Origin of the sequence: Streptomyces sp. CB03238 (assembly GCF_002099185.1) — a bacterium.
In the GTDB taxonomy this organism is placed as follows: domain Bacteria; phylum Actinomycetota; class Actinomycetes; order Streptomycetales; family Streptomycetaceae; genus Streptomyces.
In genome coordinates, this window is the sequence record NZ_NBCN01000008.1 from 67,737 (window position 1) to 93,399 (window position 25,663).

Below are 25,663 nucleotides of genomic sequence, written 5' to 3' on the forward strand. Positions count from 1 at the left end.
GGAGTACGCGTGGTGCATACTGTGCGACGCACGCTGCGGGTAGTCGAACAGGGGGGCGCACCGCGCCACCGAGGGGCACGAGCGGCGGGCATTCCCGAGCGCGGAGCTGCCGCACGGGCACCACCGGAACGCACCGGCCTCTGAACCACTCGCATCCCACGGAGGTTACCGGAGCAGGCACCGACTCCGGCCCGTTACGAGCACCCGGAAGACAACAACCCGATATCAACGCTGCGTGACCGCCTCACCCTTATGGGAACGCCTCACTCTCAGTGGCTCATAGCGCCGCCGCGCACGCCTCCTCCGCATCAGCCGTTCCCATCCACCGCCGCGCCCGCACCCACGCCCTCTTGAGGTGCAGGTGCACGTCGGCCTCCCAGGTGAAGCCCATGCCCCCGTACACCTGGAGGCAGTCCCGGGCGCCGCGTACCGCCGCCTCGTCGGCCAGCAGCTTGGCGGCGGCGATGTCCACGGGATCGGCGGTGACGGCGGCCGCGTACACCGCGCCGCGCGCCACCTCCAGGCGCTCCAGCATCCCGGCACACAGGTGGGCCACCGCCTGGAAGGCGCCGATGGGGCGGCCGAACTGCTCCCGCTCGCGCGCGTACCGCGCCGCCATCTCCGTCGTACGCCCCGCGCTGCCGAGCTGCTCGGCGGCGGTGAGCAGCACGGCCACCGGGTCCCCGTACGCGGCGCCCCGCGGCACCCGGTGCAGCGGCGTCAGGGGGTCGACCGAGCGGACCGGACGGGCGCCGCTCGCTTCCCCGCCCCGTACGACGTCGGCGGCGTCCAGCCACTCCACCAGCGTCCCGTCCACGGCGGTGACGACCACGTCCCCCTCCGCCGCGCCCTGGACGTGCCCGGCCGCGAGGTGGGTGGCGACCAGGGGGCCGGGCAGCAGCACCCGCCCGGCCTCCTCGAAGGCGAGGACCGCCTCCGGCAGCCCGAGCCCGACCCCGCCGTCCTCCTCCGGCAGCCGTAGCGCGAAGAACCCGGCGTCACCCAGCGCCCGCCACAGCCCCCGGTCGAGTCCCCCGCCGCCCTCCACGGCCGCCCGCAGCACGTCCGGCCCGAACCGCCCCTCCAGCAGCTCCCGTACGCCCCGCCGCAGCGCCCGCTGGTCGTCGTCCAGTCGGAAAGGCACGTTCACCGTCCCTTCGGCAGGCCGAGGATCCGCTCGGCGACGATGGAGCGCTGGATCTGCGAGGTCCCGGCGGCGATGGTGTACGAGAGCGACGACAGCCGCTCGTGGACCCACTCCCGGTCCAGGTCGAGCGCGTCGGCGCCGCCCAGCACCTCGGCGGCCGCGTCGTACAGCTCCTGGCGGGCGTGCGAGTAGCACAGCTTGAACACCGACCCGCCCACCCCAGGGACCGAGCCGGTCGCCTCCGCCTCGCTGACGTTCCACTGGATCAGCCGCCACAGGGCGCGGAACTCGGCGTTCAGCCGCCCCAGTCGGCGCCGGAGCACGGGGTCGTCCCAGCGGCCGTTCTTCCGCGCCTCGCGCGCCAGCTCGGCCAGGACCCGGCGGCAGGCCACCACCTCGCCGGCGAACGCCGTGCCGCGCTCGTACGACAGGGTGACCATGGTGACCCGCCAGCCGTCGTTCTCCTCGCCGACCCGGTTGGCGACGGGCACGGGGACCTCGTCCAGGAACAGTTCGGCGAACTCCGCCGTCCCGGCGAGCGTGCGCAGCGGCCGTACGGTGACCCCGAGGGCGTCCATGGGCATGGCCAGCCAGGTGATGCCCCGGTGCCTGGGGGCGTCCGGGTCGGTGCGCACCAGCAGTTCGCACCAGTCGGCGACCTCGGCGTGGGAGGTCCAGATCTTGGAGCCGCTGACCACGTAGTGGTCGCCGTCCCGTACCGCGCGGGTCCTCAAAGAGGCCAGGTCGGATCCGGCCTCCGGTTCGCTGAAGCCCTGGCACCACACGTTCTCGCCCTTGAGGATCGGCGGAAGCCACCGCTCGCGCTGCCCGGCCGTTCCCTCGGCCGCGATGGTCGGGCCGGCGTGCAGCAGGCCGACGAAGTTGGCGCCCACGTAGGGCGCGCCGGCCAGCTCGGTCTCCTCCAGGAAGATCAGCCGCCGGGTGGGTGCCGCCGCCCAGTGCAGGTCGCCGTACCCGGCGTCGTACAGCATCCGCTGCCAGGCCGTGTCGTAGGCGCGGCGTCCCGGCCAGTCGGTGGGGTCGGGTTTCGGCGGCAGGCCGGGCAGCACGGCCGTGAGCCACTTCCGCAGCCGTGCCCGGAAGTCCTCTTCCTCCTCCGTGTGGGCCAGGTCCATCAGACGAGGTCCAGGCGGGGCGTCCGGGTGGCGTTCGGCCCGTCCGGGCCGACGCCGATGATGCGAGGCAGTTCCGTCATGACGCCTCCATTTTCTGACGGATCGTCAGTTGTCTCTGTCGCAGGCTAGCCCCGCACCCCTGGACCGACAAGGCGTACCGCCCTACGCTCACCGCACCGAACTGACGGTTCGTCAGCCAAGAAGGAGCGCACCGTGCCGGACACCGACACCGCACACGCCCTGGGCGCCTCGCGCACCCTGTGGGAGCTCGTCGAACGCCGCGCCCGCCTCACCCCCGACCGCTCCGCCCTCCTCCAGGACGACCGGAGCCTCACCTTCGGCGGCCTTCGCGACCGCGCCGAGCGGACGGCGGCCGGGCTGTGGAACATGGGCGTACGCCCCGGCACCGTCGTCGCCTGGCAACTGCCCACCCGCGTCGAAACCGTCGTCCTCACCGTCGCCCTGGCCCGCCTCGGCGCCGTCCAGTCCCCCGTCATTCCCTTCCACCGGGACCGGGAGGTGGGCTTCGCGCTGCGCGAGTCCAAGGCCGCCTTCTTCGCCGTCCCGGGCAAGTGGCGCGGCTTCGACCACACCGCCATGGCGCACCGCCTCGGCGCACGCGGCGTCTTCGAGGCGTACGACTCCCTCCCCGACGCGGATCCCTCCACCCTGCCCGCACCGCCCCCCACCACCGGGACGGACGTGCGCTGGATCTACTGGACGTCCGGCACGACGTCCGACCCCAAGGGCGTCCTGCACACCGACCGTTCACTGATCGCCGGCGGCTCCTGCCTCGCCCACGCACTGCACCTGACCGCCGGCGACGTCGGCTCGATCGCCTTCCCCTTCGCCCACATAGGGGGCCTCGACTACCTCGTCATGCTCCTGCTGTACGGGTTTCCCGCCGTCCTCCTCGAGAAGTTCGCCCTGCCGGACTCGCTGGAGGCCTACCGCGCGCACGGCGTGACCACGGCCGGCGGCTCCACCGCCTTCTACGCGATGTTCCTCGCCGAGCAGCGCAAACAACCGGGCGAGAAGCTCATCCCCACCCTCCGGCTGCTCGCGGGCGGCGGCGCGCCCAAGCCGCCGGAGCTGTACCACGCCGTCGTACGGGAGATGGGCTGCCGCCTCACCCACGGCTACGGCATGACCGAAGTCCCGATGATCACCATGGGATCCCCGGACGACACCGACGAGAACCTCGCCACCACCGAGGGAAGGCCGCCGGAAGGGATGGAGATACGCATCGTCGACGGCGAGGTGCGGCTGCGCGGTGAGGCGGTGTGCAAGGGCTATCTGGACCCGGCGCAGACCGCCGAGGCGTTCGACGACGACGGCTTCCTGAGGACCGGGGACCTCGGGCACCTCACGAATTCCGGGCACCTCGTGCTCACCGGACGTGTCAAGGACATCATCATCCGTAAGGGCGAGAACATTTCGGCCAAGGAGATCGAGGACCTGCTGCACCGGCACCCCGCCGTACGGGACGCGGCGGTGATCGGGCTGCCGGACCCGGAGCGCGGGGAGCGGGTGTGCGCGGTCGTCGAGAGCGACGGAGACCTGACCCTCGACACGCTGACCGCGTTCCTCCGCGGCGAGGGCCTGTCCGTCCACAAGCTGCCGGAGCAACTGGAGGTCGTGGACGCCCTGCCCCGCAACGACACCCTGCGCAAGGTGCTCAAGTACCGCCTGCGCGAGCGCTACTCCGGGTCCTGAGGATCAGGGCTCCTGGGTCATGAAGTACCGGGCGAAGGCCGTGACGGCCTCCTCCTCGTCGACCAGCCCGCTGCGGTCCAGGTCCAGCGACTCGGCCGCGAGCGCGGCCGTGTGCGACTCGACGCCCAGCGACAGCAGGGCACGCTCCACCTCCGCCGTCCCGGCCTTTCCGTCACCGTCCTGGTCGGCGACGGCGAGCAGCGCGCGCACGAAGGGGCGGGCGATCTCGGCGAACCGGTCGGGGTTGTCCCGCAGCCGCTTCACGGCGCCGCTGACGAACTCGCCCCGGCTCACCCGCTGGTCGCCGTCCACGTCCGCGATCCCGGCCAGCCCCTGCCAGAAGGCCTCGGCGCCACCGGCCAGCGCCTGCCCCTTGTCCGAACGGAACGAGGTGCCGAACTCCTCCAGCAGCCGGGTGGCCGCGGTCGTGAAGTCCTCGCGGGAGATATAGCCGTTGCCGTCCTGGTCGAAGGCGGCGAACCGGGAGGCGATCCGGCGCTGGTACAAGTCCTCTGCGTCCATGCCGGGAGGGTACGACGCGAAGGGGCCGCCGTCACGCGGACAGCTGCTCGTCCTCCTCGCCGGTCGCGGAGGCGACGTCCGCGTACACCGAGAACAGCCGCCGTACGCCGAGGGCGGCCAGGACCCGGTTGACGTGCGAGCCGTCCACGGCCCCCTGGGCGGGCAGTATCAGCCGCAGCCGGCCCCGGCAGGAGTGCAGCAGCCGGCGGGACGCGATGAGCACGCCGACGCCGCTGGAGTCGCAGAACAGCACCTGCGACAGGTCCAGGACGACGTCCCGCCTGCCCTCGGCGACCGCCTCGTGCACAGACCTGCGGACAACGGGTGAGGAGACCAGGTCCAGTTCGCCCTGGATGCTGAGCACGGTCCAGGCGCCGTGCTCCGCTTCGTCCACCGTGAGCGTCACGCGCCTACCCTTCGCCGATCCAACCGGGAACACCAGGACAACCAACCGGAAGCAGTGCTTCCTTTCCGCCGCTGCTGCCCCGTCGTCCCCCCATGAAACACGATCCACGCACAGTGACGGTTTCCTTACCGTCACGGAGCCCCCCGGCGCGCACTTGCCACAAAGAGGGGCGCGTTGTCGGTGCGGCGCATTACATTCGAGAGGAGTCGGGTCGGGAGGGCTCCGTATGGCGAAGGACACACCACCGCGTTGGGACCGCAGGATGCAGCAGCGCCTGGCGCGCGGCGAGGCGGCCGCCCTCGGTGAGCTGTACGACCGGTTCGCCTCCCTCGTGCACAACACGGCGCACCGCGTTCTCGACGACGAGTCGGCCGCCGACCAGGTCACCCGCGAGGTGTTCGGGTACGTGTGGGAGAACCCGGACGCGTACGACCCGAGGCGCGAGGGCTCCATGCGCTCCTGGATAGCGAAGCTGTCCCGACGCCAGGCCGTGCACCGGCTGCGCCAGGCGGAGGCCAGGGCGTACGCGGAGCGGGGCGGTGGTTCCACGGAGGAGCTGGAGCAGAAGGTGCGCCGCGCGGCGGTGTCCGCCCGCGCGGACTTCATCGTCCAGTCCATGCCGGCGTCCCTGCGCGCCGCGCTGGAACTGGCCTATTTCCAGCGCAGGGACTACCGCCAGACCGCCGCGGACCTCGGCGTGACCGAGGACGAGGCGCGGCGCCGGCTGCGGCTCGGGCTCCAGCTGCTGTCCACCGCGAACACCCGGCCACTGGACGGGCGGGCGCTATGACCGGGCCGCTCGACGGCGGTGGCCACGACGACGGCCAGGAGGAGGTGGGCGGCGTGCCGCGCATACCGTCCCCGCGGCGGGCCGCCGACAACTACGAGGCGCTGCCCGCCCCCGAGGCCCCACCACCTCCCCTGCCGCACAAGGTCCTGCAGTCGCTGCTCGGCGCGTGGGCGCTGTCCGCCTGCTCGCCCGAGGAGACCACCGCCGTCGAGGAGCACCTCACCGAGTGCGCGCCCTGCGCGGAGGAGGCGCTGCGGCTGCGGGACGCGGTCGGGCTGCTGCACCACGAGCGGGACCTGGACCTCGACCCGCTGCTGCGCTCACGGGTGCTGGAGAACTGCCTGGGCCGCCGCCCCGCGAAGATCCCCGTGCCCGACTGGGCCGGGCCCTACGACGCGGAGACGGCCCGGCTCGACGCGCTGCTGCGCGACATCGGCGACGCCGAGTGGCACGCGCCGGTGCGGCTCAAGTGGTTCGAGCGCGACCGGTCCGTCAGCCGCCGCACGACCGTCGCCGGGGTGATCGGCCACCTGCAGTCGCGACGGCGATCGGGCTGGACGACTCGCTGTCGGCCAAGACCCCGGCCGAGCGCACCGAGGCGTACTGGCAGGGCGCGCACCACCCGCCCACCAGAGCGGTCCGCGAGCCCTGGCGCGAGCAGACGCACACCCTGATCCGCACGGTCTCCTTCGCGGGCCGCGGGGTGGCCGAACTGTCCGTGTCGTACGGCGACTTCTCCCTGCCGCTGCGCGACGCGCTGCTCGACCGGGCCTTCGAGTGCTGGGTGCACGCGGACGACATCGCGGCCGCCGTGGACTACCCGTACGAGCCGCCCAGCGGCGCCCACCTGCACGGCATGATCGACCTGGCGGCCCGTTTACTGCCGGCCGCCCTCGCCGACCGCCGCCGCGCGGGGCTCGCCGCCCCGGCCCGCCACCTCGTGACGGCCGGCGCGCCCGGCCGCTCGCTCCACCTGGAGGTCGAGGGCTCGGGCGGCGGCGACTGGTACATCGCCCTGGACTCCCCGGCGGCGATCGGCTGCCCGGACCGCAAGGTCGCGCAGGTGGCGCTGGACGGCGTGGAGTTCTGCCAGCTGGTGGCGGGCCACATCACCCCGGAGGGAGCCGCGGCGGGCCAGGACGGCGACCGGGAGGCCATCCGCGACGTCCTCTTCGCCGCGGCCTCCCTGAGCCGCCTGTAACCACCCCGGGGCCTCCGCCCCCGGGCCCCTGAGCGGCGGCTGCCCCTGCCGGGGCGCGCGGGTGCGGTGCCCCGGGGCGTCGCGCCCTGCCCCCGCGCGGGGGCGTGGCGGGGCTCCGGCCCCGGACCGCCGACGGGGGGTCACTCGTGGGGGCTGGCGCCCCCACACCCGCAGCGTGGCAGCTCCGCGCCGCGGGTGGCGGGGCGCGAGGCTTCTGTCCCCCACCCCGCCCCTTCCCGAAACCGGGGGCTCCGCCCCCGGGCCCCTGACGGGGGGAGGTCAGTCGTGGGGGCGGGCACCCCCACGTCCCCGGCGCGGCAGCTTGGCGCCGCGAGAGGGGCGGGCGCGCTGACGAGGGGACGGGGGCCTCGCGAGGTGGTTGGGGGCTGGACCTCTGGTGGGCCCCGGAGGGGGACGCGCAGTGGGGGGTGTTCTGGGCGTAAAACGACTGAGCTTGCGAAGGAGAGCCCAGGACACCCCCACGGAGGGGACCCATCGGCAATGCCCGGGCGGGCAACACCGGGAGGCCCGGGAGGCCCGGGGGCTGGGCGGGTTCGTAGGGGGGAGCCCCTACGCGAAGACGACGGTGCGGCGGCCGTTCAGGAGGATGCGGTGTTCCGCGTGCCACTTGACCGCGCGGGCCAGCGCCTGGCACTCCACGTCGCGGCCGATGGCCACCAGTTGCTCCGGCGTGACGTCGTGGCCCACCCGCTCGACCTCCTGCTCGATGATCGGGCCCTCGTCGAGGTCGGCCGTCACGTAGTGGGCCGTCGCGCCGATCAGCTTCACGCCGCGCGCGTGCGCCTGGTGGTAGGGCTTGGCGCCCTTGAAGCTCGGGAGGAACGAGTGGTGGATGTTGATGATCCGGCCGCTCAGCTGCTTGCACAGGTCGTCCGACAGGACCTGCATGTAGCGGGCCAGCACCACCAGCTCGACGTTCTCCGCGCGCACCAGCTCCAGCAGCTCGGCCTCCGCCTGCGCCTTGGTGTCCTTGGTGACCGGAATGTGGTGGAACGGGATGTCGTACGAAGCGACGAGCTCGGCGAAGTCGGTGTGGTTGGAGACGACCGCCACGATGTCGACCGGCAGCGCGCCGATCCGCGTACGGAACAGCAGGTCGTTCAGGCAGTGGCCGAACTTCGACACCATCAGCACGACCCGCATGCGCTCGTCGGCGCGGTGGATCTGCCAGTCCATCGCGAAGGAGTCCCCGACCGCCGCGAAGCTCGCGCGCAGCTTGTCCACCGTCACCGGCGCCTCGGCCGAGAAGTGGACCCGCATGAAGAACAGGCCGGTGTCCCGGTCTCCGAACTGCTGACTGTCCTCGATGTTGCAGCCGGTGATGAAGAGGTAACTCGAAACGGCGTGCACAATGCCCTGCTTGTCCGGGCAGGAGAGCGTGAGGACGTACTGGTCGGTCATCCTGGCAGGATGCCACATCCGGGGCAGGCCACCGGACCGCGGTCCGTCACACGGAACGTCACGACGTCACACGGAACTCGTCATGATCCGCAGCACGTCCAGCGACCGCGGCGGCGCGTCCGGGTCCTCGCCGTCGTTGGCGGCCAGCCGTACGTGCGCGTCCCGGGCCGCCCGTACCGCCTCCGGCCAGCCGTGGTGCCCCATGTAGGCGGAGACGGGGGCGTCCGGCCCGACCTGGTGCATGATCCGCAGCACCCGCAGCACCGCGACGTCGACCAGCGCGGCCTCGCCGGAGTCCCGGAAAATGGTCCCGACGTACTTCTCGGCGGACCAGTTGTCCAGCCAGGTGTCCTCGACGAGCCGGTACACGGCGTCGGTGACGTCCCCGTACCCCTCCAGGCCGGCCAGCCAGCACTCCTGGTGGAAGACGGGGTCGGAGAGCATGTGCAGCGCCGAGCGTACGTTGGCGCGCCAGCGCCACCACGGCATGTCGTTGAGCGGCATGCCGCCCATGGTGGGGGAGCGACGGCCGCGACGGGAAGAGTTCACGGAAGCTGACACGTTTCGATCGTACGTTCCCCCGAAAGACCCGGTGACCGCCCCCCGCAATTCACCTCGGCGTCACCCAGCGTTGAACCGGCCTCACTCCCGCGTTACCCATGGGGCGGAATTGTGCATGACCATGACCGGTAATGGCAGGCGACGCTCCACCTCCACCCTCTCCCTCATCAGGACTGCGGCGGCACTCGGCTCGGCGTGCCTGCTGGCCGGGTGCGGGGTCCTCCCTGGGGCCACGGGGGGCTCCAGGGACCCCGTCACCGTGATGACCTGGGCCCCGGAGAACACCCGCGCGACCAATATGCCCGGCATGCCCGCCATGGGGCAGGCGTACGCCCGCTGGATCAACGCCCGGGGCGGTATCAACGGCCGGGAGCTGCGCGTGCTCACCTGCAACGAGGGCAACGAGCCCACGGCCGCCGCCGCGTGCGCCCGGCGCGCGGTCCAGGAGGACGTGGTCGCCGTCGTCGGCTCGTACAGCCAGAACGGCCGCGCCTTCATGCCCCCGCTGGAGGCCGCGGACATCCCGTACATCGGCGGCTACGGCATCACCGACGACGAGTTCCGCAGCCCCGTCTCCTACCCCGTCAACGGCGGCCAGGCCGCGCTGCTGGCCGGCAACGGCGTCCAGCTCGCGGACTCCTGCGACCGCGTCTCCCTCGTCCGGCCCGACTCCATCACCGGCGCCGACCTGCCGTACATCCTCAACTCCGGCCTGGCTCAGGGCCACCACCGCACCGCCGCCGACATCCCGGCCGCCGAGGACGCCGGCGAGTACACCGACGAGGCCCGGCAGTCCCGCAAGCGGGCGGGCGAGGAGGGCGGCTGCGTCACCGCCGCGCTCGGCGAGCACACCGCGAACTTCTTCGACTCCTTCCGCCGGCTCCCGCCCGACGGCCGGGACGTCAAGGTCTCCTCGGTCCTCGGCAGCGTCGACCAGCCGCTCGTCGACCGCACCGGCGGCGCGAACGGCCCCTTCGAGGGCGCCTACATCACCGGCTGGTACCCGGAGGCGGGCGACGAGCGCTGGAACGGGATGAAGCAGGTGATCCGGGAGCATGCCTTCGCCGACAACCGGATCGACCCGGCCGACGCGGGCGTCCAGACGACCTGGATCGCGTACACCGTCCTGACCCGGGTCGTCGAATCGCTCGGCGACGAGGAGATCACCGCGAGCCGGATCGGCCAGGCGCTCACCCGCGGGGTCCAGGTGGACACCGGAGGCCTGACGCCGCCGCTTCGCTGGCGCTACGAGGACATGCTCGGTACGCCGGGCACCCCGCGGATCGTGAACCACCAGGTCACGTTCCAGGTCGTACGCAAGGGACGGCTGGTGGCGCACAAGGACGGGTTCGTGGACGTCGGTCCGACGCTCCGCAAGGCCGCCGCCCTGTAGCACCTCCGCCGCGGGTCAACCACCCCGCGGGTCAGAGCTGCTGCGGCTGGCGCGAGGTCAGGCCGTACGTCCTGGCGATGCCGTTCCACAGCTCCGAGGCCTGCTTCTTGGCGGCCGTCGCCTCACCGCTGGCCCTGTTGCCCTGGGCGAACCGGTCCGTGCTGCGCGCCTTGCCGCCCTTGCAGCCCTTCTTGCCCTTGACCTCGCCGGCCCAGGCCGCGTAGTGGTCGTCGGCGGAGGCCGAGGCCTGCCAGGCCCGGGTCAGCGCGGTGCTCAGCTCGGCGTGGTTCGGGAGCTTGTCGACGGCCAGGCCCTGGAGCCGGGTCACCAGCTCACGGCGCTGCCCGGCGGCACCGCGCAGGTCCGTGGCGGCCTGGTCGAGGTTCTGGCACTTCTTGATGTTCTCGACGGAACGGATCACCGTGTCGCGGCTGTTGTTGCTGTCCGCGAGCAGCTTATCGAGGGCCTCCGCCTGCGTCCTGGCCGGGTCGGGCGCCGCCTGGGAGCCGCCGGCGCCGGGGGTGGGCGAGCTGGCGGCGGCGACACCGGTGTTGTCGGACGTGCCCTTCTTGTCGTCCTCGCCACCGCTGAGCAGGGCGCCGGCGCCGAGCCCGAGGACGGCGCAGCCCACGACGACGGCCGCGATCAGCGGCAGCTTGGACTGCCGGCGCGGCGCGGGATCGCGGTACGGCTCCTGGTACTGCGGTACGGGCTGGGGCGCCTGAGCCTGGGCCTGGTAGGGCGGCCGGCTCTGCTGGTGCGGCGCCTGGGCCCCGTACGTGGGCATGTGCTGCGTCGCGGCCGCGTCGTCGCGGAACAGGCTGTCGAACTCGGCCGGGGGCTGCCGGTCGCCCGGCGCCCCGGGGCGTATCCCGTAGGGCGCGCCGGACGGCTGGGGCGGGACGGGCGCCATGTACTGCGTGGCGTCCGCGTCGGGGCTTCCGGACGGCCGGGTGCCGAGGAACTGCGTCGACTCGGCCGGGCTCTCGGCGGGCATGGGCATCGGCATGGGCATCGGCCCGGCACCAGGAGCAGCGCCCGGTCCCGCGCCCGGTCCGGCGACCGGCGGGAGGTACTGCGTGGCGTCCGCGTCGGCGGCGCCCTGCGGCATCTCGGGCGGCAGCGGCTGCGCGACGGTCCCGTACGCCTGCTGCGGCTGCTGGTGCTGCTGGTGCTGCTGCGGCTGCTGGTGCTGGTACGCCCCCGGCTGCTGGTCGTACGGGCCCGGCTGCTGCTGCTGCCCGCCCGGCGGTCCCCAGGGGCCGCCCCACGGCTGGCCCCCGGCCGGCCCGGCGCCCGCCGTACCCCAGGTCTCACTGCCCTCGGCGGGCAGCACGACACCCTCGTGCGCGGGCCGTGCCGCCGGAAGGTGCGGCTCCTGACCCTGTCCGCTCTGCGTCACCGGGACTCCTACGTGTGAACGGGTAAACCTGTAAACCTACGGAAGCGTCGGCTCACGCTACCGGGTGACACAGAGCCCGCGCACACGTGTGTGGCAGCAGTAACAAGAACCTCCCCCAAGACGCTGTTAAGCCGGCGCCCCCTAAAAGGCCCCCACCAACCGGGGCCCCTACGCGGCCTGCAACTCCAGCCGCGCCCCGAACTCGCGGACCGCGGGCTCGTCCGCGTACGGCTCCAGGCGCTGCTGGAGGTCGTCCAGGTACTCCGCGCCCCTCGACGACCGCAGCGTGCCGAGCAGTTCGGCGGCGCGCGTGCCCGTGTGGCAGGCGGCCTCCACCTCCCGCTGCTGGACCTGTGCCGTGGCCAGCAGGACCAGGCCGATCGCCCGCCGCCGCGCCCGCGTCTCCGGGTGGCCGTCCAGCGCCTCGCCGGCCGCCCGCGCCGCCTCCTCGGGCCGGCCCAGGTCCCGGTAGCAGTGGGCCAGTTCGTCGGCGAGGTACGCCCGGTCGAAGTGGACGATCCACTCCGGGTCGTCGCCCGACTCCGGGTCGGCCCGGTCCATCGCGGCCACCGCCCGGGCCGCCACCTCCTGGCACACGCGTACATCGCCGAGCAGGGCGTGCCCCCGCGCCTCGGCCGCCAGGAACATCGCCTCCGCCCGCGGCGGGACGTGCCCCCGCGCCCCTTCCTGCGCCGCCCGCGCCAACTGGGCGATCTCGCGCGGGTTTCCGAGCTGGGCCGCCAAGTGGCTCATGGACGCGGCCAGTACGTACCCGCCGTACCCACGGTCCCCGGCCGCCTGCGCGAGCCGCAGCGCCTGGATGTAGTACCGCTGCGCCAGCCCGGGCTGCCCCGTGTCCACCGCCATGTACCCGGCGAGCTCCGTCAGGCGGGCGACGGCGGCGAACAGGTGACGGCCGACGGTGTCCCGGTACGAGCCGGACAGCAGCCCCGACACCACGCTGTTCAGGTAGTGCACCACCACGGGCCGCACATGGCCGCTGCCGAACCGGTGGTCCAGGTCGACCAGCGCGGCCGTCATCGCCCGTACCGCCTCGACGTCCGCCGTCCCGACCCGCGCCCCGGCCTGCCGGGCCACCTGCGGGTCGGCGCCCGTGATCAGCCAGTCCCGGCTCGGCTCGACCAGCGCGGAGGCGGCCACCGTCGAACCGGTCAGGAAGTCCCGCCGGCCCACGTCGCTGCGCCACAGCTCGCAGACCTGCTCGATGGCGCCGAGCACGGTCGGCGAGAACTGCAGACCCACGCCGGACGCCAGGTTCTTGCCGTTGGCCATGCCGATCTCGTCGATCGTGACCGTACGCCCCAGCTTGCGGCCGAGCGCCTCGGCGATGATCCCGGGGGCCCGCCCACGCGGCTGCTGGCCGCGCAGCCAGCGCGCCACCGACGTCTTGTCGTACCGCAGATCGAGCCCGCGCTCCTGCCCGACCATGTTGACGCGGCGGGCGAGCCCGGCGTTGGAGCACCCTGCTTCCTGGATGAGAGCCTGCAGCCGTTCGTTCGGCTGACGGGCGACGAGCGGCCTGGCTGCCATGACTACCCCCTGTTGCCGCGGTGATCAGTCTCGCTGATCACTGCCCGGCTGATATACGGAGAATGCAGAAGTTGACCTGCGAATACTGACGAAACCGATGAAGCACCAAGAAGGGCACGGACAGTTACGGAAGAGATCGGAAGACAACGGAAGACACGGAAGAGCCGGTCGTGCCGCAAGAGCCGATGAAGGCTGATACGTCGTGCAATGGCGGGAGACCGCCGCATTGCCACCACCCCCGACTGTGGCTACCCGCCCACCGCTCCCGGCCCCCATGCGCGCCCCCGTCCGTGCATCCATGCGCCCCGGATGCCGAATCGATGCTCCTCGGCCTCCCCTCCCGCGCCCCGTAACCCCCTGTGGGGCCGGTAGTTGAGTTGTCCGTGGAAGAGACCATCGGAGTCACGGAAGCCGCACAGATCCCCAAGCAGCGAGGTGAGCAGCTGCTGGACTGCGCCGTGCGGTATGCGGAAGAGCGGCACTGGGACGTGTTCCCCGGCACCTGGCTGGAGGCGGTCGACGGCATGGAGCGGTGCTCGTGCGGCGAGGCCGCGTGTCCCGCCGCGGGGGCGCACCCGGCCCGGCCGGACTGGGCGACCCAGGCGACGGGCAGCGCGGTGGGGGCGCGCCGGCTGTGGGGGAAGCAGCCGCGGGCGTCGATCCTGCTGCCGACGGGCCGCACCTTCGACGCGCTGGACGTCCCGGAGTCGGCGGGCTTCCTGGCGCTGGCGCGGATGGAGCGGATGGACCTGACGCTCGGCCCGGTCACCTGCACCCCGGACCGCCGGATGATGTTCTTCGTGCTGCCGGGTGCCGCCGCCAAGGTGCCGGACCTGGTGCGCAAGCTGGGCTGGTCGCCGAGCGGGATCGACCTGGTGGCGCGGGGCGAGGGCCAGTACGTGGCGGCGCCGCCGACCCGGGTGGGCGGGCACGGGGCGGTGCAGTGGGCGCGCCGTCCCACGCCGGCGAACCGGTGGCTGCCGGACGCCGAGGAGCTGATCAGTCCGCTGGCGTACGCGTGCGCGCGGGAGGCCGCCGATGCCCGGTCCCGGCAGTCCGGACCGTCCCGGCAGTCCTGACCGGTCCTGACTGCCGGTTTCCTGCCTCCCCGTGCTTACCGGCGCGTACGTAGGCTGGGTCCCGTATCCACGGGGAACGGGGACTACGGGAGGCAGTGACCGTGCCGGACCAGATGACGGAGGGTCTCGCGCCCGCTGTGCGGGTCGAGGGGCTGTGGAAGCGGTTCGGTGAGCAGATCGCCGTGGCCGGGATCGATCTGGCGCTGCCGGCGGGCCGGTTCATCGGGCTGGTGGGCCCGAACGGGGCGGGCAAGACGACGACGCTGTCGATGGTGACGGGGCTGTTGCGGCCCGACCAGGGGCGGGTCGAGGTGGCGGGGCACGACGTGTGGCGCGACCCGGCGGCTGTGAAGGCCCGGATCGGGGTCCTGCCGGAGGGGCTGCGGCTGTTCGAGCGGCTGTCGGGGCGGGAGCTCCTCGCGTACACCGGGCGGCTGCGAGGGCTGCCCGGCGACGAGGTGGACAAGCGGGCCGCCCAGTTGCTGGACGTACTGGACCTGGCGGGGGCGCAGAACAAGCTGGTCGTGGACTACTCGACCGGTATGCGCAAGAAGATCGGCCTGGCGGCGGCGCTGCTGCACAACCCGGATGTGCTGTTCCTGGACGAGCCGTTCGAGGGCGTGGACCCGGTGTCGGCGCAGACGATCCGCGGGGTGCTGGAGCGGTACACGGCCTCGGGTGCGACGGTGGTGTTCTCCAGTCATGTGATGGAGCTGGTGGAATCGCTGTGCGACTGGGTCGCGGTGATGGCGGCGGGCCGCATCCGGGCGCAGGGCACGCTGGCGGAGGTGCGGGGCGGGGCGCCGTCGTTGCAGGCCGCGTTCCTGGAACTGGTGGGCGCGCGGGGGCGGGACGCGGGCGAGTCGCTGGACTGGCTGGGCGGTGGGCGGTGACGCTCACGGGGGTGTTCGTACGGCTCAAGTTGTCGCTGTTGCGCAATGGGCTGCGGCAGTCGGCGGGGCGTACGGCGGCGTATGTGACGTCCGCGGTGCTGGCGCTGTTGTTCGCGGCGGGGCAGTTGCTGGGGCTGGTGCTGCTGCGGGGCAGTGAGCACGCGGGCACCGTCGTGGTGTTGCTGGCGGGGCTGCTGGCGCTGGGGTGGGCGGTGATGCCGCTGTTTTTCCCGAGCGGCGACGAGACGCTGGATCCCACGCGGTTGGTGATGCTGCCGCTGTCGCCGGGGCCGCTGGTGCGGGCGTTGCTGGTGTCGTCGCTGGTGGGGATCGGGCCGCTGTTCACGCTGTGTCTGGCGGTGGGGTCGGCGGTGGCGCTGGCGCGCGGGGCGTTCGCGATGGTGGTGGCGGTGGTCGCGGTGCCGCTGGTGCTGCTGGTGTGCGTGGCGCTGGCGCGGGCGGTGGCGGCGGGGAACGTACGGCTGCTGACGTCGCGCAAGGGGCGGGACCTGGCGGTGCTGAGCGGTCTGGTGATCGCGGTGGGCATCCAGTTCGTCAACTTCGGTGTGCAGCGGCTGAGTCGGGCGGGTGGGCTGTCGGCGCTCGATCCGGCGGCGGAGGTGGTGCGGTGGATTCCGCCCGCGTCGGCGCTGGCCGCGGTCGACTCGGCGGGCGAGGGCGCGCACGGGGAGGCGGTGGCCGGGCTGGTGCTGTCGGCGGCGGCCCTGGGTGCGCTGCTGTACGCGTGGCGGCGCAGCCTGGTGAAGCTGATGACGGCTCCGGACGGTTCGACGCTGGCGGCGGCGTCGCGTCCGTCGCGCCGTGAGTCGGCGGCGTCCTCCGGCCTCTTCGACCGCCTCGAGGGGCGTGCGGGAACGGTGGTGCAGCGGAGCCTGCGGTATGTGGCGCGTGACCCGAAGACGAAGGCAGCGTGGGTGACGTCACTGGCGATCGGCCTGATCGTGCCGCTGTTCAACGCGTTGCAGGGCACGGGGTCGGTGTACTTCGCGTGTTTCGCGGCGGGGATGCTCGGCGTCCAGATGTACAACCAGTTCGGCCAGGACACCTCCGCCTTCTGGATGGTCGCGATGACGATCTCCTCGGCGCGGGACGCCTATGAGGAGTTGCGGGCGCGGGCCCTGGCGCTGCTGCTGGTCACCTTGCCGTTCGCGGCGCTGGTGACAGCGCTGACGGCGGCGGTGCTGGGCGACTGGCGGACGCTGCCGGAGGCGCTGGGGCTGTCGTTCGGGGTGCTGGGCGCGATGCTGGGCACGGGCGCGGTGGCGTCGGCCCGCTTCCCGTACTCGATCCCGCAGGACAGCGGCTTCAAGAACGTGGCACCGGGGCAGGCGGGGCTGGCGTGGATCTCCATCCTGGGCGGCATGGTCACGGCGGCGCTGCTGTGCGCCCCGCTGATCGCCCTCACGGTCTGGCTGAACGTGACGGGCACGGGCATGTCGGGCGGCCTGCTCCTCCTCGCCCTCGGCGCCGGCTGGGGCACGCTGCTGACCTGGACGGGCCTCCGCCTCGCCGCGCCCCGTACGGCGGCGCGCCTCCCGGAGATCCTGGCGGCGGTCAGCAAGGGCTGAGGCGAGGTGTCAGGAGGTCAGGACGCCGTCGAGGAAGGGGGTGATGGCGGTGCGCCAGCCGTCGGGCTGGTCGTAGTGGACGAGGTGGCCCGCGTCGGGCACTTCGGCGTACTGGCCGTGGGGCAGGACGCGGACCATCTCCTGGGCCTCCGCGCGTCCCAGTTCGCCGTCGAGGCCGCGGACGACGAGAGTCGGGCAGCGGACCTGGGCGAGGGACTCCCAGTGGGCGTCGTAGACCCAGGTCTCGCGGGAGGTGAGCATCTGGCGGCGGGAGAACAGGGGGCGCCAGCCGTCGGGGCCCTCGGTCATGACCTCGGCGAAGAACTCGCCGCGCGCCGGGTTGGGGCGCTCCACCCAGGGGTCGTCCTCGCCGAACCACTTGCGTACGTCGGCGAGCGTGGCGAAGGGCAGCGGCCAGGAGTGGAACCAGTCCTTCCACTCGCGCTGGGACGCGGCGCCCAGGGCGGAGGCCCGCATGTCGCAGATGACCAGGGCCCGGACGAGGTCGGGGCGCTCGGCGGCGAGCTGCCAGGCGGTCAGGGCGCCCATGGAGTGACCGATGAGGGTGACGGGGGCGAGCCCGAGCTGTTCGACCGCGGCGGCGGTGTCGGAGACGTACGCCTCGCGCGTGAAGGGGCCCTCGGCGGGCTTGTCGCTGCGGCCGTGCCCGCGCTGGTCGAGCGCGACGGCCCGGTGCCGCTCGGCGAGCCAGCGGGCGGTGGTGGTCCAGTGCGAGGCGCGGCCCATCAGGCCGTGGAGGAGGAGCACCCCGGGAGCGGGGTCGGCGTCACCGGGCGTCCGGCCCTTGGGCGGGTCGGCGAACTCCCAGGCGGCGAGGCGTAAGCCGTCGGCTCCGGTCAGGTCGATGCGTCGCACCATGTGTCCTGACACCCCCTTCTGTCACGTGCGCGGCCAGACTATCGAACCTGCATTCGAAAACGGGGGTCTCGCACGCAACACCGCTCGTTCGAGTGACCCGGCTCAAGGATTGACGGCCGCCGCCGAGGGGAGATCTTCATCGGGAGGCGGGCCGCTCGGGGAAAACGGTCCGAGGGGGATGACCCTGAGAGCTCGGGGCTCCGGGTCAGCACAGGGGAGGTGAGGCCCCGGCGCCGATCGGCGCCGGGGCTCTCCACATGTACGGATACGTGTGACGGGCGCATCAACCTGCTCCCTCCCCGGTCGCGGAGCCTCGGCTCACGCCGACTCAGGTCATATGCCTGAGCCAAGACTGGCACGCGAGGCGCCCGGGCGCTGCCCTTCCGGTCGAAAGCGCGTTCCGTGACGGATGCCGGTGGGATCCACCGCCGACCGGTGCGCGGGGCGCCGCACGACCCGGGGGCCCGGGCAGGGCATCGGGCGACGCTCCGGTGCCGTGCGGGGGTCGCCCCGCACGACGGGTCAGCGCTTGGCGACGAACACGTGCGACGCCACGTCGGCGCCCAGCTCCGCGGCCTCACCGCTGCTGCCGACGAGCACACCGCCGGCCGACTCCGTCACGCTCACCACCGAGCCGGGCTGCACGCCCGCGCGACGCAGCGTGTACATCAGCTGGGCGTCCGTCTGGATCGGCTCGCCGATGCGGCGCACCACGACGGTCTTGCCCTCCGGGCCCGCGTCGAGCTCGGCCAGCGACACCATGCCCTCGTCGAGGAACGCCTCGGTCTCCGCCTTCTCGCCCAGCTCTTCCAGGCCCGGGATCGGGTTGCCGTACGGCGACTCGGTGGGGTGGCGCAGCAGCTCCAGCACGCGGCGCTCCACCGCCTCGCTCATCACGTGCTCCCAGCGGCACGCCTCGGCGTGGACCTGCTCCCACTCCAGGCCGATCACGTCGACGAGCAGGCACTCGGCGAGCCGGTGCTTGCGCATCACACGGGTGGCCAGGCGGCGGCCCTCGTCGGTCAGCTCCAGGTGCCGGTCGCCCGCGACGGTCACCAGACCGTCCCGCTCCATCCGCGCGACCGTCTGGCTGACGGTCGGCCCGCTCTGGTCCAGCCGCTCGGCGATGCGGGCGCGCATGGGCACCACACCTTCCTCTTCCAGCTCGAGGATGGTGCGGAGATACATCTCCGTGGTGTCGATCAGTCCGGACATACGTGCCCCTCGAAAAGAATCGTGCGCTGGCCCTGACTCAATTCTTGCGCATCGCGCCGACAACCGTGCCGCCCTGTGGACAAGCCGGTATTGACAGAGCAATGGTCCAGACCGCAACGTGATCCGCGACACGGAGAGAAGGGGCCTTGACGCCATGGGCGAGAGCGAGCTGGCAGGTCGGTTCTTCGACGCCGCGATCGGCCTGCTCCAGCGGGTGCGGGACGAAGAGGCGCGGAACATCGCCGCCGCCGGCGCGGCCGTCGCCGACACGGTCGCCGAGGGCGGCCGACTGTTCGCGTTCGGCGCGGGCCACTCGTCCCTCGCCGCCCAGGACGTGGTCTACCGGGCCGGTGGCCTCGCGCTGGTCAACCTGCTCGCCGTACCGGGCGTCGTCGGCGTCGACGTCATGCCCGCCACCCTCGGCTCGGCACTGGAGCGCGTGGACGGCCTCGCCGGCGCGGTCCTCGACTCCTCGCCCGCCACGGCCGGCGACGTACTGATCATCGTCTCCCTGTCCGGCCGCAACGCCCTGCCCGTCGAGATGGCGATGAACGCCCGCGCTCTCGGCCTGAAGGTCATCGGGGTGACGTCGGTGGCGTACGCCGAGGAGACCAAGCCCCGGCACGTGTCGGGCACCTTCCTCAAGGACCACTGCGACATCGTCCTCGACTCCAAGATCGCGGTCGGGGACGCGGAGCTCACCCACGAGGGCGTCGAGGCACCGTTCGCGCCGGCGTCCACGGTCGTCACCAGCGCCCTGATGCAGGCGGTGATGGCGGCCGCCACCGAGGCCCTGGTCGCCCGCGGCATCGAACCGCCCCTGCTGCGCTCCGGCAACGTCGACGGCGGACACGAATGGAACGGCCGCGTGATGAACGAGTACGCGGACCGGATCTTCTTCCGCCACTAGGCCGCCAGGCCCGGGGCCCGCCCCCGGGCGCGGCCCGACCGCCCTGGCCACGAGCTCTTGGCCGTCCCCGGCCCGGAGCCCCCGCTCACACCCGCCCGGGGCCCGACCGCCCTGGCGCGGGCCGCGCCTCCTGGCCCGGGGCAGACCGCCTTGGCCCGGAGGCGGGCCACCCGTGGCCGCGGGCGACCGCCCGGGGCCGGGCCGCCCTGGCCCGGGGCCGTCACCCGGGGTCGGGAAACCGGGGCATCCTGGCCTCGGCCCCCCGCCCTGGCTGGGGCAGCCGGTCACCCGTGGGGCCGGGCAGACCCGATCAGAAGCGGACGCGGACCGTCAGGCCGCCCTCCGGGGCCGGGTTCGCCGTGGCCGTCGCCGACGCGCCGTGGGCGCGGGCGATGGAGGCGACGATCGACAGGCCGAGGCCCGCGCCCTCCCCCGGGGCGTGGCGGCGTTCGGTGAGGCGGCGGAACGGCTCGAAGAGGAGGGGGACGGTGTCCTCGGGGACGACCGGGCCCGTGTTGGACACCTCGATGCCCTCCGGTCCCGTACGAACGGACACGTGCCCGCCCGCCCGGTTGTGCCGGATGCCGTTGGCGACCAGGTTGTGCACCAGCCGGTCCAGCAGGACCGCGTCGCCGGCGACCGTCGACGGCTCGGCACGGACCGAGACCGTCACACCCCGCTCGGCCGCCTCCCCCGCGAGGGCGTCCACAGCCACCCGGGCGACCTCGTGGACGGCCACCGGCTCCCGGTGCTCCAGCCCCTGGTCGGAGGCGGCCAGCAGCAACAAACCGTCGATGATCCGCTCGCTGTCGTCCGCGACGCAGATCAGCTTCGTACGGATCCGGGCCACCCGCTCCCGGTCCGGCTCCCCCGCCAGGCCGATCTCCGCCGCCGCCCGCTGCACCGCCACCGGCGTACGCAGCTCATGGGCCGCGTTCGCCGCGAACCGCTGCTGTGCGCCGACGAGCTGCTCCATCCGTTCCAGCATCCCGTCGAAGGTGTCCGCGAGCCGCTTCAGCTCCCCGGGCGGGCCCGCCAGCGCGATCCTCTCGTGGAGGTTCTCGCCCGACAGCCGCCGTGCCGTCTCGGTGATCACCGCGACCGGCCGCAGCACGCGCCCCGCCATCCACCACGCCACGGCCACCGAGACCACCGCGTACAGCGCGAGGACCAGCAGCGACACGGTCAGCAGACGGCTCAGCGCGGCATCCTCGGCCGCGTCGCTGAGCTGCCGCGTGACCGCGTAGCCGCGCGCCACCGTCCCCGGCGGCACGGGCATCGGGCTGGCCGGCACGGCCGAACGGCTCGGCACCGGCAAGGAGGGGTCGAGCGTCGAGGCCGGGACGGCCGTCGTCACCGCCGTACTGATCGAGGTGTAGAGCCCCTGCCGTACGAGCAGGTAGACCACCCCCGTCAGCAGCGCGCCCGCCAGCACCAGAAGCCCGCCGTACAGCGCGGTGAGGCGGGCCCGCTCGCTGCTCACGAGCCGATCCGGTAGCCCGCGCCCGGCACCGTCTCCACCACCGGCGGCTCCCCCAGCTTGGCGCGCAGCTTGCTCAGGGCGACGCGTACCGCGTTGGTGCGGTAGCTGGTGTGCTCCTCCCACACCTGCTCGATCAGGTCCTCGCCGCTGAGGACCGCGCCCTCCGCGCGCAGCAGCGCCTCCAGTACGGCGAACTCCTTGCGCGACAGGTGCAGGTGCCGCCCGTCGCGGCTGGCCTGCCGCCGTGCCGTGTCCAGCACGATCCCTGCCCGCTCCAGGACCGGCGGCAGGGCGGGCCGCGCCCGGCGCCCGAGCGCCAGCACGCGCGCGAGGAGCTCGTCGTACGCGAACGGCTTGGTCAGGTAGTCGTCGGCGCCCAGGCCCAGGCCCTCCACCCGGTCCCGTACCGTCCCCGACGCGGTCAGCATCAGGATCCGGGTCAGCAGCCCCTGGCGCACCACCCGGCGGCACACGTCGTCACCGTGCAGCCCTGGCAGGTCCCGGTCCAGCACCAGCACGTCGTACGCCCCGAACCGCAGCTTCCGCAGTGCCTCCAGGCCGTCCGACGCCACGTCGACGGCGAGCGCGTCACGGCGCAGGCCCTCCGCGATCATCTCCGCGAGGAACTCCTCGTCCTCCACCACCAGTACGCGCATGCGTCCTGTGTAACCCACAGGCACCTTTCGGCGGTGTTAACGGATCCCTTGGCAGCGGCGAAACACCCGTCCCGGGCACCCTCCACAGCCATGAGAATCCGACACTGCACAGCCATCGCCGCCCTCGCCCTGCTCGCCGCCGCCTGCTCGGGCACGGAGAACGGGACCAAGAGCGAGGACGTCAGCGGCGAGGGCAAGAAGGCCGACCAGGCCCTGGAGTACCGCAAGTGCCTGCGCGAACAAGGCCTGGACGTGCCCGAGCCCAAGCCGGGAGAGGACCCGCGCGGCATCGCCATCGGCGGCGACCTGAGCAAGGAACAGATGGAGAAGGCCTTCAAGGCATGCCGTAGTAAGAGCGGCGCCGCCGGCTCCGGGGAGATCACCCAGGCCGACAAGGACAAGGCGCTGAAGTTCGCCCGCTGCATGCGGGAGAACGGGGTCAACATGCCCGACCCGAAGTTCGACGGGGCGGCGCAGCAGGCGCTGCCCATGCCGACGGCCGGCCCGGAGAAGGAGAAGTTCGACAAGGCGATGAAGGTCTGCGGGGGCGAGACCCGGTGACCCGCCGCCGACTCGTCGTCGCGCTCGCCGTCATCGTCCTGGCGGCGGGCGGCGGCGCCGCCGTCACCGCGTACAGCGCCCCCGAGCAGAAATCCGCCCCGAAGAAGTCCACGACCGCGACCGCCCCCGTCGAACGCGGCGACCTGAAGGACAGCAGTCAGCAGACCGGCACCCTCGGCTACGCCAAGGAACGCCGCATCAACGCCGGGCCGTCCGGCACCCTCACCTGGATCGCGGGCGCCGGGTCCACCGTCGAGCGCGACGAGCGGCTGTACGAGGTCGACGGCCGGCCCGTCCGCCTCCTGTACGGCACCGGGCCGATGTACCGGACGCTGAAGCCCGGCGACAAGGGCCGGGACGTCGAGCAGCTGGAGGAGAACCTCCGCGACCTCGGGTACGGCTCCGGGCTCGCCGTCGACGAGAAGTACACCGAGGGCACCGCCGACGCCGTCAAGCGCTGGCAGAAGTCCCACGACCTGAAGCAGACCGGCCGCATAGGCCCCGACCAGATCACCTTCGCCTCCGGATCCGTCCGGGTGAAGGAGACCGGCGCGGCGGCCGGGGACCCGGTCGGGCCGGGCAAGCCCGTCCTCACCGTGACCGGCGCCGAACGCGTCGTACGCTTCCAGCTCCCCGTCGCCGACGGGTCCCTGGCGAAAGCCGGCACCAAGGTCACGGTCGACCTCCCGGACGGCACCAGCGCGCCCGGAAAGGTGACGGGTGTGGGCAAGACCGCCAAGGCGGGCGACGACCCGCAGGACAAGACCCCGAAGATCGACATCACGGTGTCGTTCGACGACCCGGACAAGGTCAAGGCGTTCGACCAGTCACCGGTCACCGTGAACCTCACCGGCGAGACCCGTGAAGGCGTCCTGTCCGTCCCCGTCAACGCCCTCCTCGCCCTCCCCGGAGGCGGCTTCGGCGTCGAAGTTGTCGAGAACGGCCGCAGCCGGGACGTCAAGGTCGAGCTCGGCATGTTCGCCGAAGGCAGGGTCGAGGTCAGCGGCGGTGGGCTGCGTGAAGGCATGAAGGTCGGGGTGCCGTCCGTATGAGCACGGTCGTACGGCTGACCGGCGTCACCAAGGAGTACGCGGGCGGCGTCACCGCGCTCGACGGCGTCGACCTGACCGTCGGGCAGGGCGAGCTGGTCGGGATCGTCGGCCCGTCCGGGTCCGGCAAGTCCACCCTGCTGCACATCGTCGGCACGCTCGACCGGCCGACGGCGGGGCGCGTGGAGATCGCCGGGCACGATGTGGCCTCCCTGTCCGACCGGCGCCTGTCGGCGCTGCGCGCCCGGCACATCGGGTTCGTCTTCCAGGCGTTCCACCTGGTGCCGGGCGTCAGCGCCCAGGACAACGTCGCCGAAGGGCTCCTCTACTCCGGCCTCCCCCGGGCCCGCAGACGCGCCCTCGCCGCCGAGGCGCTGGCCCGCGTCGGGCTGGCCGACCGGCAGGAACACCGGCCGCACGAGCTGTCCGGCGGCCAGAAGCAGCGCGTCGCCATCGCCCGGGCGGTCGTCGGCCGCCCGGACCTCCTGCTCGCCGACGAGCCGACCGGGGCGCTGGACTCCGCGTCCGGCGAGGCCGTCATGGACCTGCTGCACGCCCTGAACGCCGAGGGCGCCACCATCGCCGTCATCACGCACGACACGGAGATCGCGGATCGGCTGCCGCGCCAAGTACGCATCCGGGACGGCCGGATCGTCGCGGACGTACGGAAGGTGGCGGCCTGATGTCCTCTCGTACGCGCCTGAGGGCGGCCCGGCTCGGGCCGCGTGACGTCCTGCACGTGGGCGCCGCCGGGCTGCGCAGCCGGCCGGTGCGGATCGTGCTGTCCGCGCTCGGCATCGCCATCGGCATCGCCACGATGATCGCGGTGGTCGGCATTTCCGCCTCCAGCAAGGCACAGCTGATGCGGCAGCTCGACGCGCTCGGCACCAACATGCTGGTGGCGACGCCCGGCGAGTCGATGTTCGCCGGGCAGGACGTCAAGCTGCCCAAGGACGCGCCCGGCATGGTCGGCCGCATCGACGGCGTACAGCAGGTCGGCGCGACGGGCGACGTGGCCCGGTCGGTGCGCCGCTCCGAGAAGATCCCGAAGGAGGAGACCAGCGGCATCGCGGTGAAGGCCACCACCGAGGACCTGCTGAAGGTGCTGCGCGGCGAGGTCGGCCGCGGGACCTGGCTCAACAGTGCCAATGGCCGCTACCCGTCGGTGGTGCTGGGCCACGTCACCGCCCAGCGGCTCGGCATCACCGAACCGGGGCGGCAGGTGTGGATCGGCGACCGGTACTTCACGGTCGTCGGCATCCTCGACCCACTGCCCCTCGCCCCCGAGATCGAACGGTCCGCCCTGGTGGGCTGGGCGGCGGCGGAACGGCTGCTCGGCTTCGACGGGCACCCGACGTCCGTGTACGAGCGGTCCACGGACGCGTCGGTGCAGTCCGTGCGCTCCCTGCTGGCGTCCACGGTCGACCCGCGGAACCCGCAGAACGTCCGGGTCACCGACCCATCGTCGGCGCTGCGCGCCAAGGCGGCGACGGAGGGCGCCTTCTCGACGCTGCTGCTCGGACTGGGCGGGATCGCGCTGCTCGTCGGCGGGGTCGGGGTGGCCAACACCATGATCATCTCGGTGCTGGAGCGGCGCCACGAGATCGGGCTGCGCCGCTCGCTGGGCGCGACGCGGGGCCAGATCCGGATCCAGTTCGTCACCGAGTCGCTGATGCTGTCGGGGCTCGGCGGCCTGTCGGGCGTGGCGCTCGGCGCGGCCGCCACGGGCGCGTACGCCGCGTCCGGCGGCCTGCCGTGGGTCGTACCGCCCTGGGCGGTGGGCGGCGGCTTCGGCGCGACGCTCGCCATCGGCACGGTGGCCGGGCTCTACCCGGCGGTGCGGGCGTCCCGCCTGTCCCCGACGCTGGCGCTGCACGCGGGGTGAACGCGCCGTTCGCCGTGCGGCGGCCGGGGTGGGGCCGTGCAGGGTCGTCCCCGCAGAGGTTGGCGGCGGCTGGTGGGCTCCCTTTCCGGTGCCCAAGGCCGCCGGCCTCGAGGAGACGAGCCCGGAGGGGCCACGCCCCCCACCCACGGGGGTAGCCGCCGCTCGGGCACCGCCCCGTGGGGCACCGGGAACAGGTACCGCGCCGGGGGGCACCGAG

23 protein-coding genes and 1 pseudogene are annotated in these 25,663 nt (G+C 73.1%); 12 read left to right on the forward strand and 12 right to left on the reverse strand.

Annotation, left to right across the window (positions count from 1 at the left end; translation table 11 throughout):
* Positions 1–277 precede the first annotated feature (277 nt).
* Complete coding sequence (locus BKD26_RS16245; RefSeq protein WP_084898894.1) at positions 278–1,144, reverse strand: acyl-CoA dehydrogenase family protein; 867 nt, start codon at positions 1,142–1,144, stop codon at positions 278–280.
* A gap of 2 nt (positions 1,145–1,146) precedes the next feature.
* Positions 1,147–2,283 carry an acyl-CoA dehydrogenase family protein gene (locus BKD26_RS16250; protein ID WP_084898579.1) on the reverse strand — a complete coding sequence of 379 codons (1,137 nt, stop codon included), beginning with the start codon at positions 2,281–2,283 and terminating at the stop codon, positions 1,147–1,149.
* 213 nt (positions 2,284–2,496) lie between these two features.
* Between BKD26_RS16250 and BKD26_RS16255 the strand changes: the two genes are divergently transcribed.
* Positions 2,497–3,999, forward strand: a complete 1,503-nt coding sequence (locus BKD26_RS16255) for an AMP-binding protein (RefSeq protein WP_084898580.1) — start codon at positions 2,497–2,499, stop codon at positions 3,997–3,999.
* 3 nt (positions 4,000–4,002) lie between these two features.
* Here BKD26_RS16255 and BKD26_RS16260 read toward each other — a convergent pair whose 3' ends face one another.
* Both BKD26_RS16260 and BKD26_RS16265 read right to left on the reverse strand, forming a co-directional pair.
* Positions 4,003–4,521, reverse strand: a complete 519-nt coding sequence (locus BKD26_RS16260; protein ID WP_084898581.1) for an EF-hand domain-containing protein — start codon at positions 4,519–4,521, stop codon at positions 4,003–4,005.
* Between the two features lie 31 nt (positions 4,522–4,552).
* Positions 4,553–4,927, reverse strand: a complete 375-nt coding sequence (locus BKD26_RS16265; RefSeq protein ID WP_084898582.1) for an STAS domain-containing protein — start codon at positions 4,925–4,927, stop codon at positions 4,553–4,555.
* 226 nt (positions 4,928–5,153) lie between these two features.
* Between BKD26_RS16265 and BKD26_RS16270 the strand changes: the two genes are divergently transcribed.
* Together BKD26_RS16270 and BKD26_RS16275 are read left to right on the forward strand one after the other, a co-directional pair.
* Positions 5,154–5,717, forward strand: a complete 564-nt coding sequence (locus BKD26_RS16270; RefSeq protein WP_084898583.1) for a sigma-70 family RNA polymerase sigma factor — start codon at positions 5,154–5,156, stop codon at positions 5,715–5,717.
* Positions 5,714–6,918: pseudogene (locus BKD26_RS16275) on the forward strand (zf-HC2 domain-containing protein). The gene BKD26_RS16270 and the pseudogene BKD26_RS16275 overlap by 4 nt, the downstream one beginning before the upstream one ends.
* Before the next feature lie 570 nt (positions 6,919–7,488).
* On the opposite strand, the gene purU reads toward BKD26_RS16275, so the two are convergent.
* On the reverse strand, positions 7,489–8,340 hold the full coding sequence (purU, locus tag BKD26_RS16280) for a formyltetrahydrofolate deformylase (protein ID WP_073757330.1): 852 nt from the start codon (positions 8,338–8,340) through the stop codon (positions 7,489–7,491).
* A 66-nt stretch (positions 8,341–8,406) separates the two neighbouring features.
* A complete protein-coding gene (locus tag BKD26_RS16285; protein WP_084898584.1) occupies positions 8,407–8,853 on the reverse strand; it encodes a hypothetical protein in 447 nt (148 codons plus the stop codon).
* A gap of 169 nt (positions 8,854–9,022) precedes the next feature.
* Here BKD26_RS16285 and BKD26_RS16290 point away from each other — a divergent pair, with 169 nt between their 5' ends.
* Positions 9,023–10,294, forward strand: coding sequence for an ABC transporter substrate-binding protein (locus tag BKD26_RS16290; RefSeq protein WP_084898896.1), 1,272 nt, complete (start codon positions 9,023–9,025; stop codon positions 10,292–10,294).
* A 31-nt stretch (positions 10,295–10,325) separates the two neighbouring features.
* Here BKD26_RS16290 and BKD26_RS16295 read toward each other — a convergent pair whose 3' ends face one another.
* Both BKD26_RS16295 and BKD26_RS16300 read right to left on the reverse strand, forming a co-directional pair.
* Positions 10,326–11,696 (reverse strand): hypothetical protein, encoded by a 1,371-nt coding sequence (locus BKD26_RS16295; protein ID WP_179166562.1) that lies wholly within the window; start codon positions 11,694–11,696, stop codon positions 10,326–10,328.
* Positions 11,697–11,864: 168 nt separating this feature from the next.
* The gene (locus BKD26_RS16300; protein WP_084898585.1) at positions 11,865–13,247 is read right to left on the reverse strand and encodes a transcriptional regulator; all 1,383 of its coding nucleotides are present in this window, start codon (positions 13,245–13,247) and stop codon (positions 11,865–11,867) included.
* A gap of 383 nt (positions 13,248–13,630) precedes the next feature.
* Between BKD26_RS16300 and BKD26_RS16305 the strand changes: the two genes are divergently transcribed.
* The 3 genes from BKD26_RS16305 to BKD26_RS16315 all read left to right on the forward strand — a co-directional run bounded on the left by BKD26_RS16305 (position 13,631) and on the right by BKD26_RS16315 (position 16,808).
* Complete coding sequence (locus tag BKD26_RS16305) at positions 13,631–14,326, forward strand: bifunctional DNA primase/polymerase (protein WP_084898586.1); 696 nt, start codon at positions 13,631–13,633, stop codon at positions 14,324–14,326.
* A 113-nt stretch (positions 14,327–14,439) separates the two neighbouring features.
* Positions 14,440–15,219, forward strand: coding sequence for an ABC transporter ATP-binding protein (locus tag BKD26_RS16310; RefSeq protein ID WP_084898900.1), 780 nt, complete (start codon positions 14,440–14,442; stop codon positions 15,217–15,219).
* A gap of 11 nt (positions 15,220–15,230) precedes the next feature.
* Positions 15,231–16,808, forward strand: a complete 1,578-nt coding sequence (locus BKD26_RS16315) for a transporter (protein WP_241518687.1) — start codon at positions 15,231–15,233, stop codon at positions 16,806–16,808.
* Positions 16,809–16,817: 9 nt separating this feature from the next.
* Here BKD26_RS16315 and BKD26_RS16320 read toward each other — a convergent pair whose 3' ends face one another.
* Complete coding sequence (locus BKD26_RS16320) at positions 16,818–17,687, reverse strand: alpha/beta hydrolase (RefSeq protein ID WP_084898587.1); 870 nt, start codon at positions 17,685–17,687, stop codon at positions 16,818–16,820.
* Between the two features lie 522 nt (positions 17,688–18,209).
* Positions 18,210–18,902 (reverse strand): metal-dependent transcriptional regulator, encoded by a 693-nt coding sequence (locus tag BKD26_RS16325; RefSeq protein WP_073757323.1) that lies wholly within the window; start codon positions 18,900–18,902, stop codon positions 18,210–18,212.
* A 154-nt stretch (positions 18,903–19,056) separates the two neighbouring features.
* On the opposite strand from BKD26_RS16325, the gene BKD26_RS16330 reads away from it, so the two are divergent.
* Positions 19,057–19,812: an SIS domain-containing protein gene (locus BKD26_RS16330; protein WP_084898588.1), complete on the forward strand. Its 756-nt coding sequence runs from the start codon at positions 19,057–19,059 to the stop codon at positions 19,810–19,812.
* A 310-nt stretch (positions 19,813–20,122) separates the two neighbouring features.
* Here the strand turns inward: BKD26_RS16330 and BKD26_RS16335 are convergent, their stop codons facing one another.
* Positions 20,123–21,295 carry an ATP-binding protein gene (locus tag BKD26_RS16335; protein ID WP_084898589.1) on the reverse strand — a complete coding sequence of 391 codons (1,173 nt, stop codon included), beginning with the start codon at positions 21,293–21,295 and terminating at the stop codon, positions 20,123–20,125.
* Complete coding sequence (locus BKD26_RS16340; RefSeq protein ID WP_084898590.1) at positions 21,292–21,951, reverse strand: response regulator transcription factor; 660 nt, start codon at positions 21,949–21,951, stop codon at positions 21,292–21,294. Before BKD26_RS16340 ends, BKD26_RS16335 begins: the two co-directional genes overlap by 4 nt.
* 90 nt (positions 21,952–22,041) lie before the next feature.
* Between BKD26_RS16340 and BKD26_RS16345 the strand changes: the two genes are divergently transcribed.
* The 4 genes from BKD26_RS16345 to BKD26_RS16360 are packed head-to-tail and all read left to right on the forward strand — an operon-like array spanning position 22,042 to position 25,446.
* Positions 22,042–22,512, forward strand: a complete 471-nt coding sequence (locus BKD26_RS16345) for a hypothetical protein (RefSeq protein WP_084898591.1) — start codon at positions 22,042–22,044, stop codon at positions 22,510–22,512.
* Positions 22,509–23,564 (forward strand): peptidoglycan-binding protein, encoded by a 1,056-nt coding sequence (locus tag BKD26_RS16350; RefSeq protein WP_241518688.1) that lies wholly within the window; start codon positions 22,509–22,511, stop codon positions 23,562–23,564. Before BKD26_RS16345 ends, BKD26_RS16350 begins: the two co-directional genes overlap by 4 nt.
* Positions 23,561–24,244 (forward strand): ABC transporter ATP-binding protein, encoded by a 684-nt coding sequence (locus tag BKD26_RS16355; protein WP_084898593.1) that lies wholly within the window; start codon positions 23,561–23,563, stop codon positions 24,242–24,244. Before BKD26_RS16350 ends, BKD26_RS16355 begins: the two co-directional genes overlap by 4 nt.
* Complete coding sequence (locus BKD26_RS16360) at positions 24,244–25,446, forward strand: ABC transporter permease (protein WP_084898594.1); 1,203 nt, start codon at positions 24,244–24,246, stop codon at positions 25,444–25,446. The genes BKD26_RS16355 and BKD26_RS16360 overlap by 1 nt, the downstream gene beginning before the upstream one ends.
* The last annotated feature ends 217 nt before the right edge of the window (positions 25,447–25,663 follow it).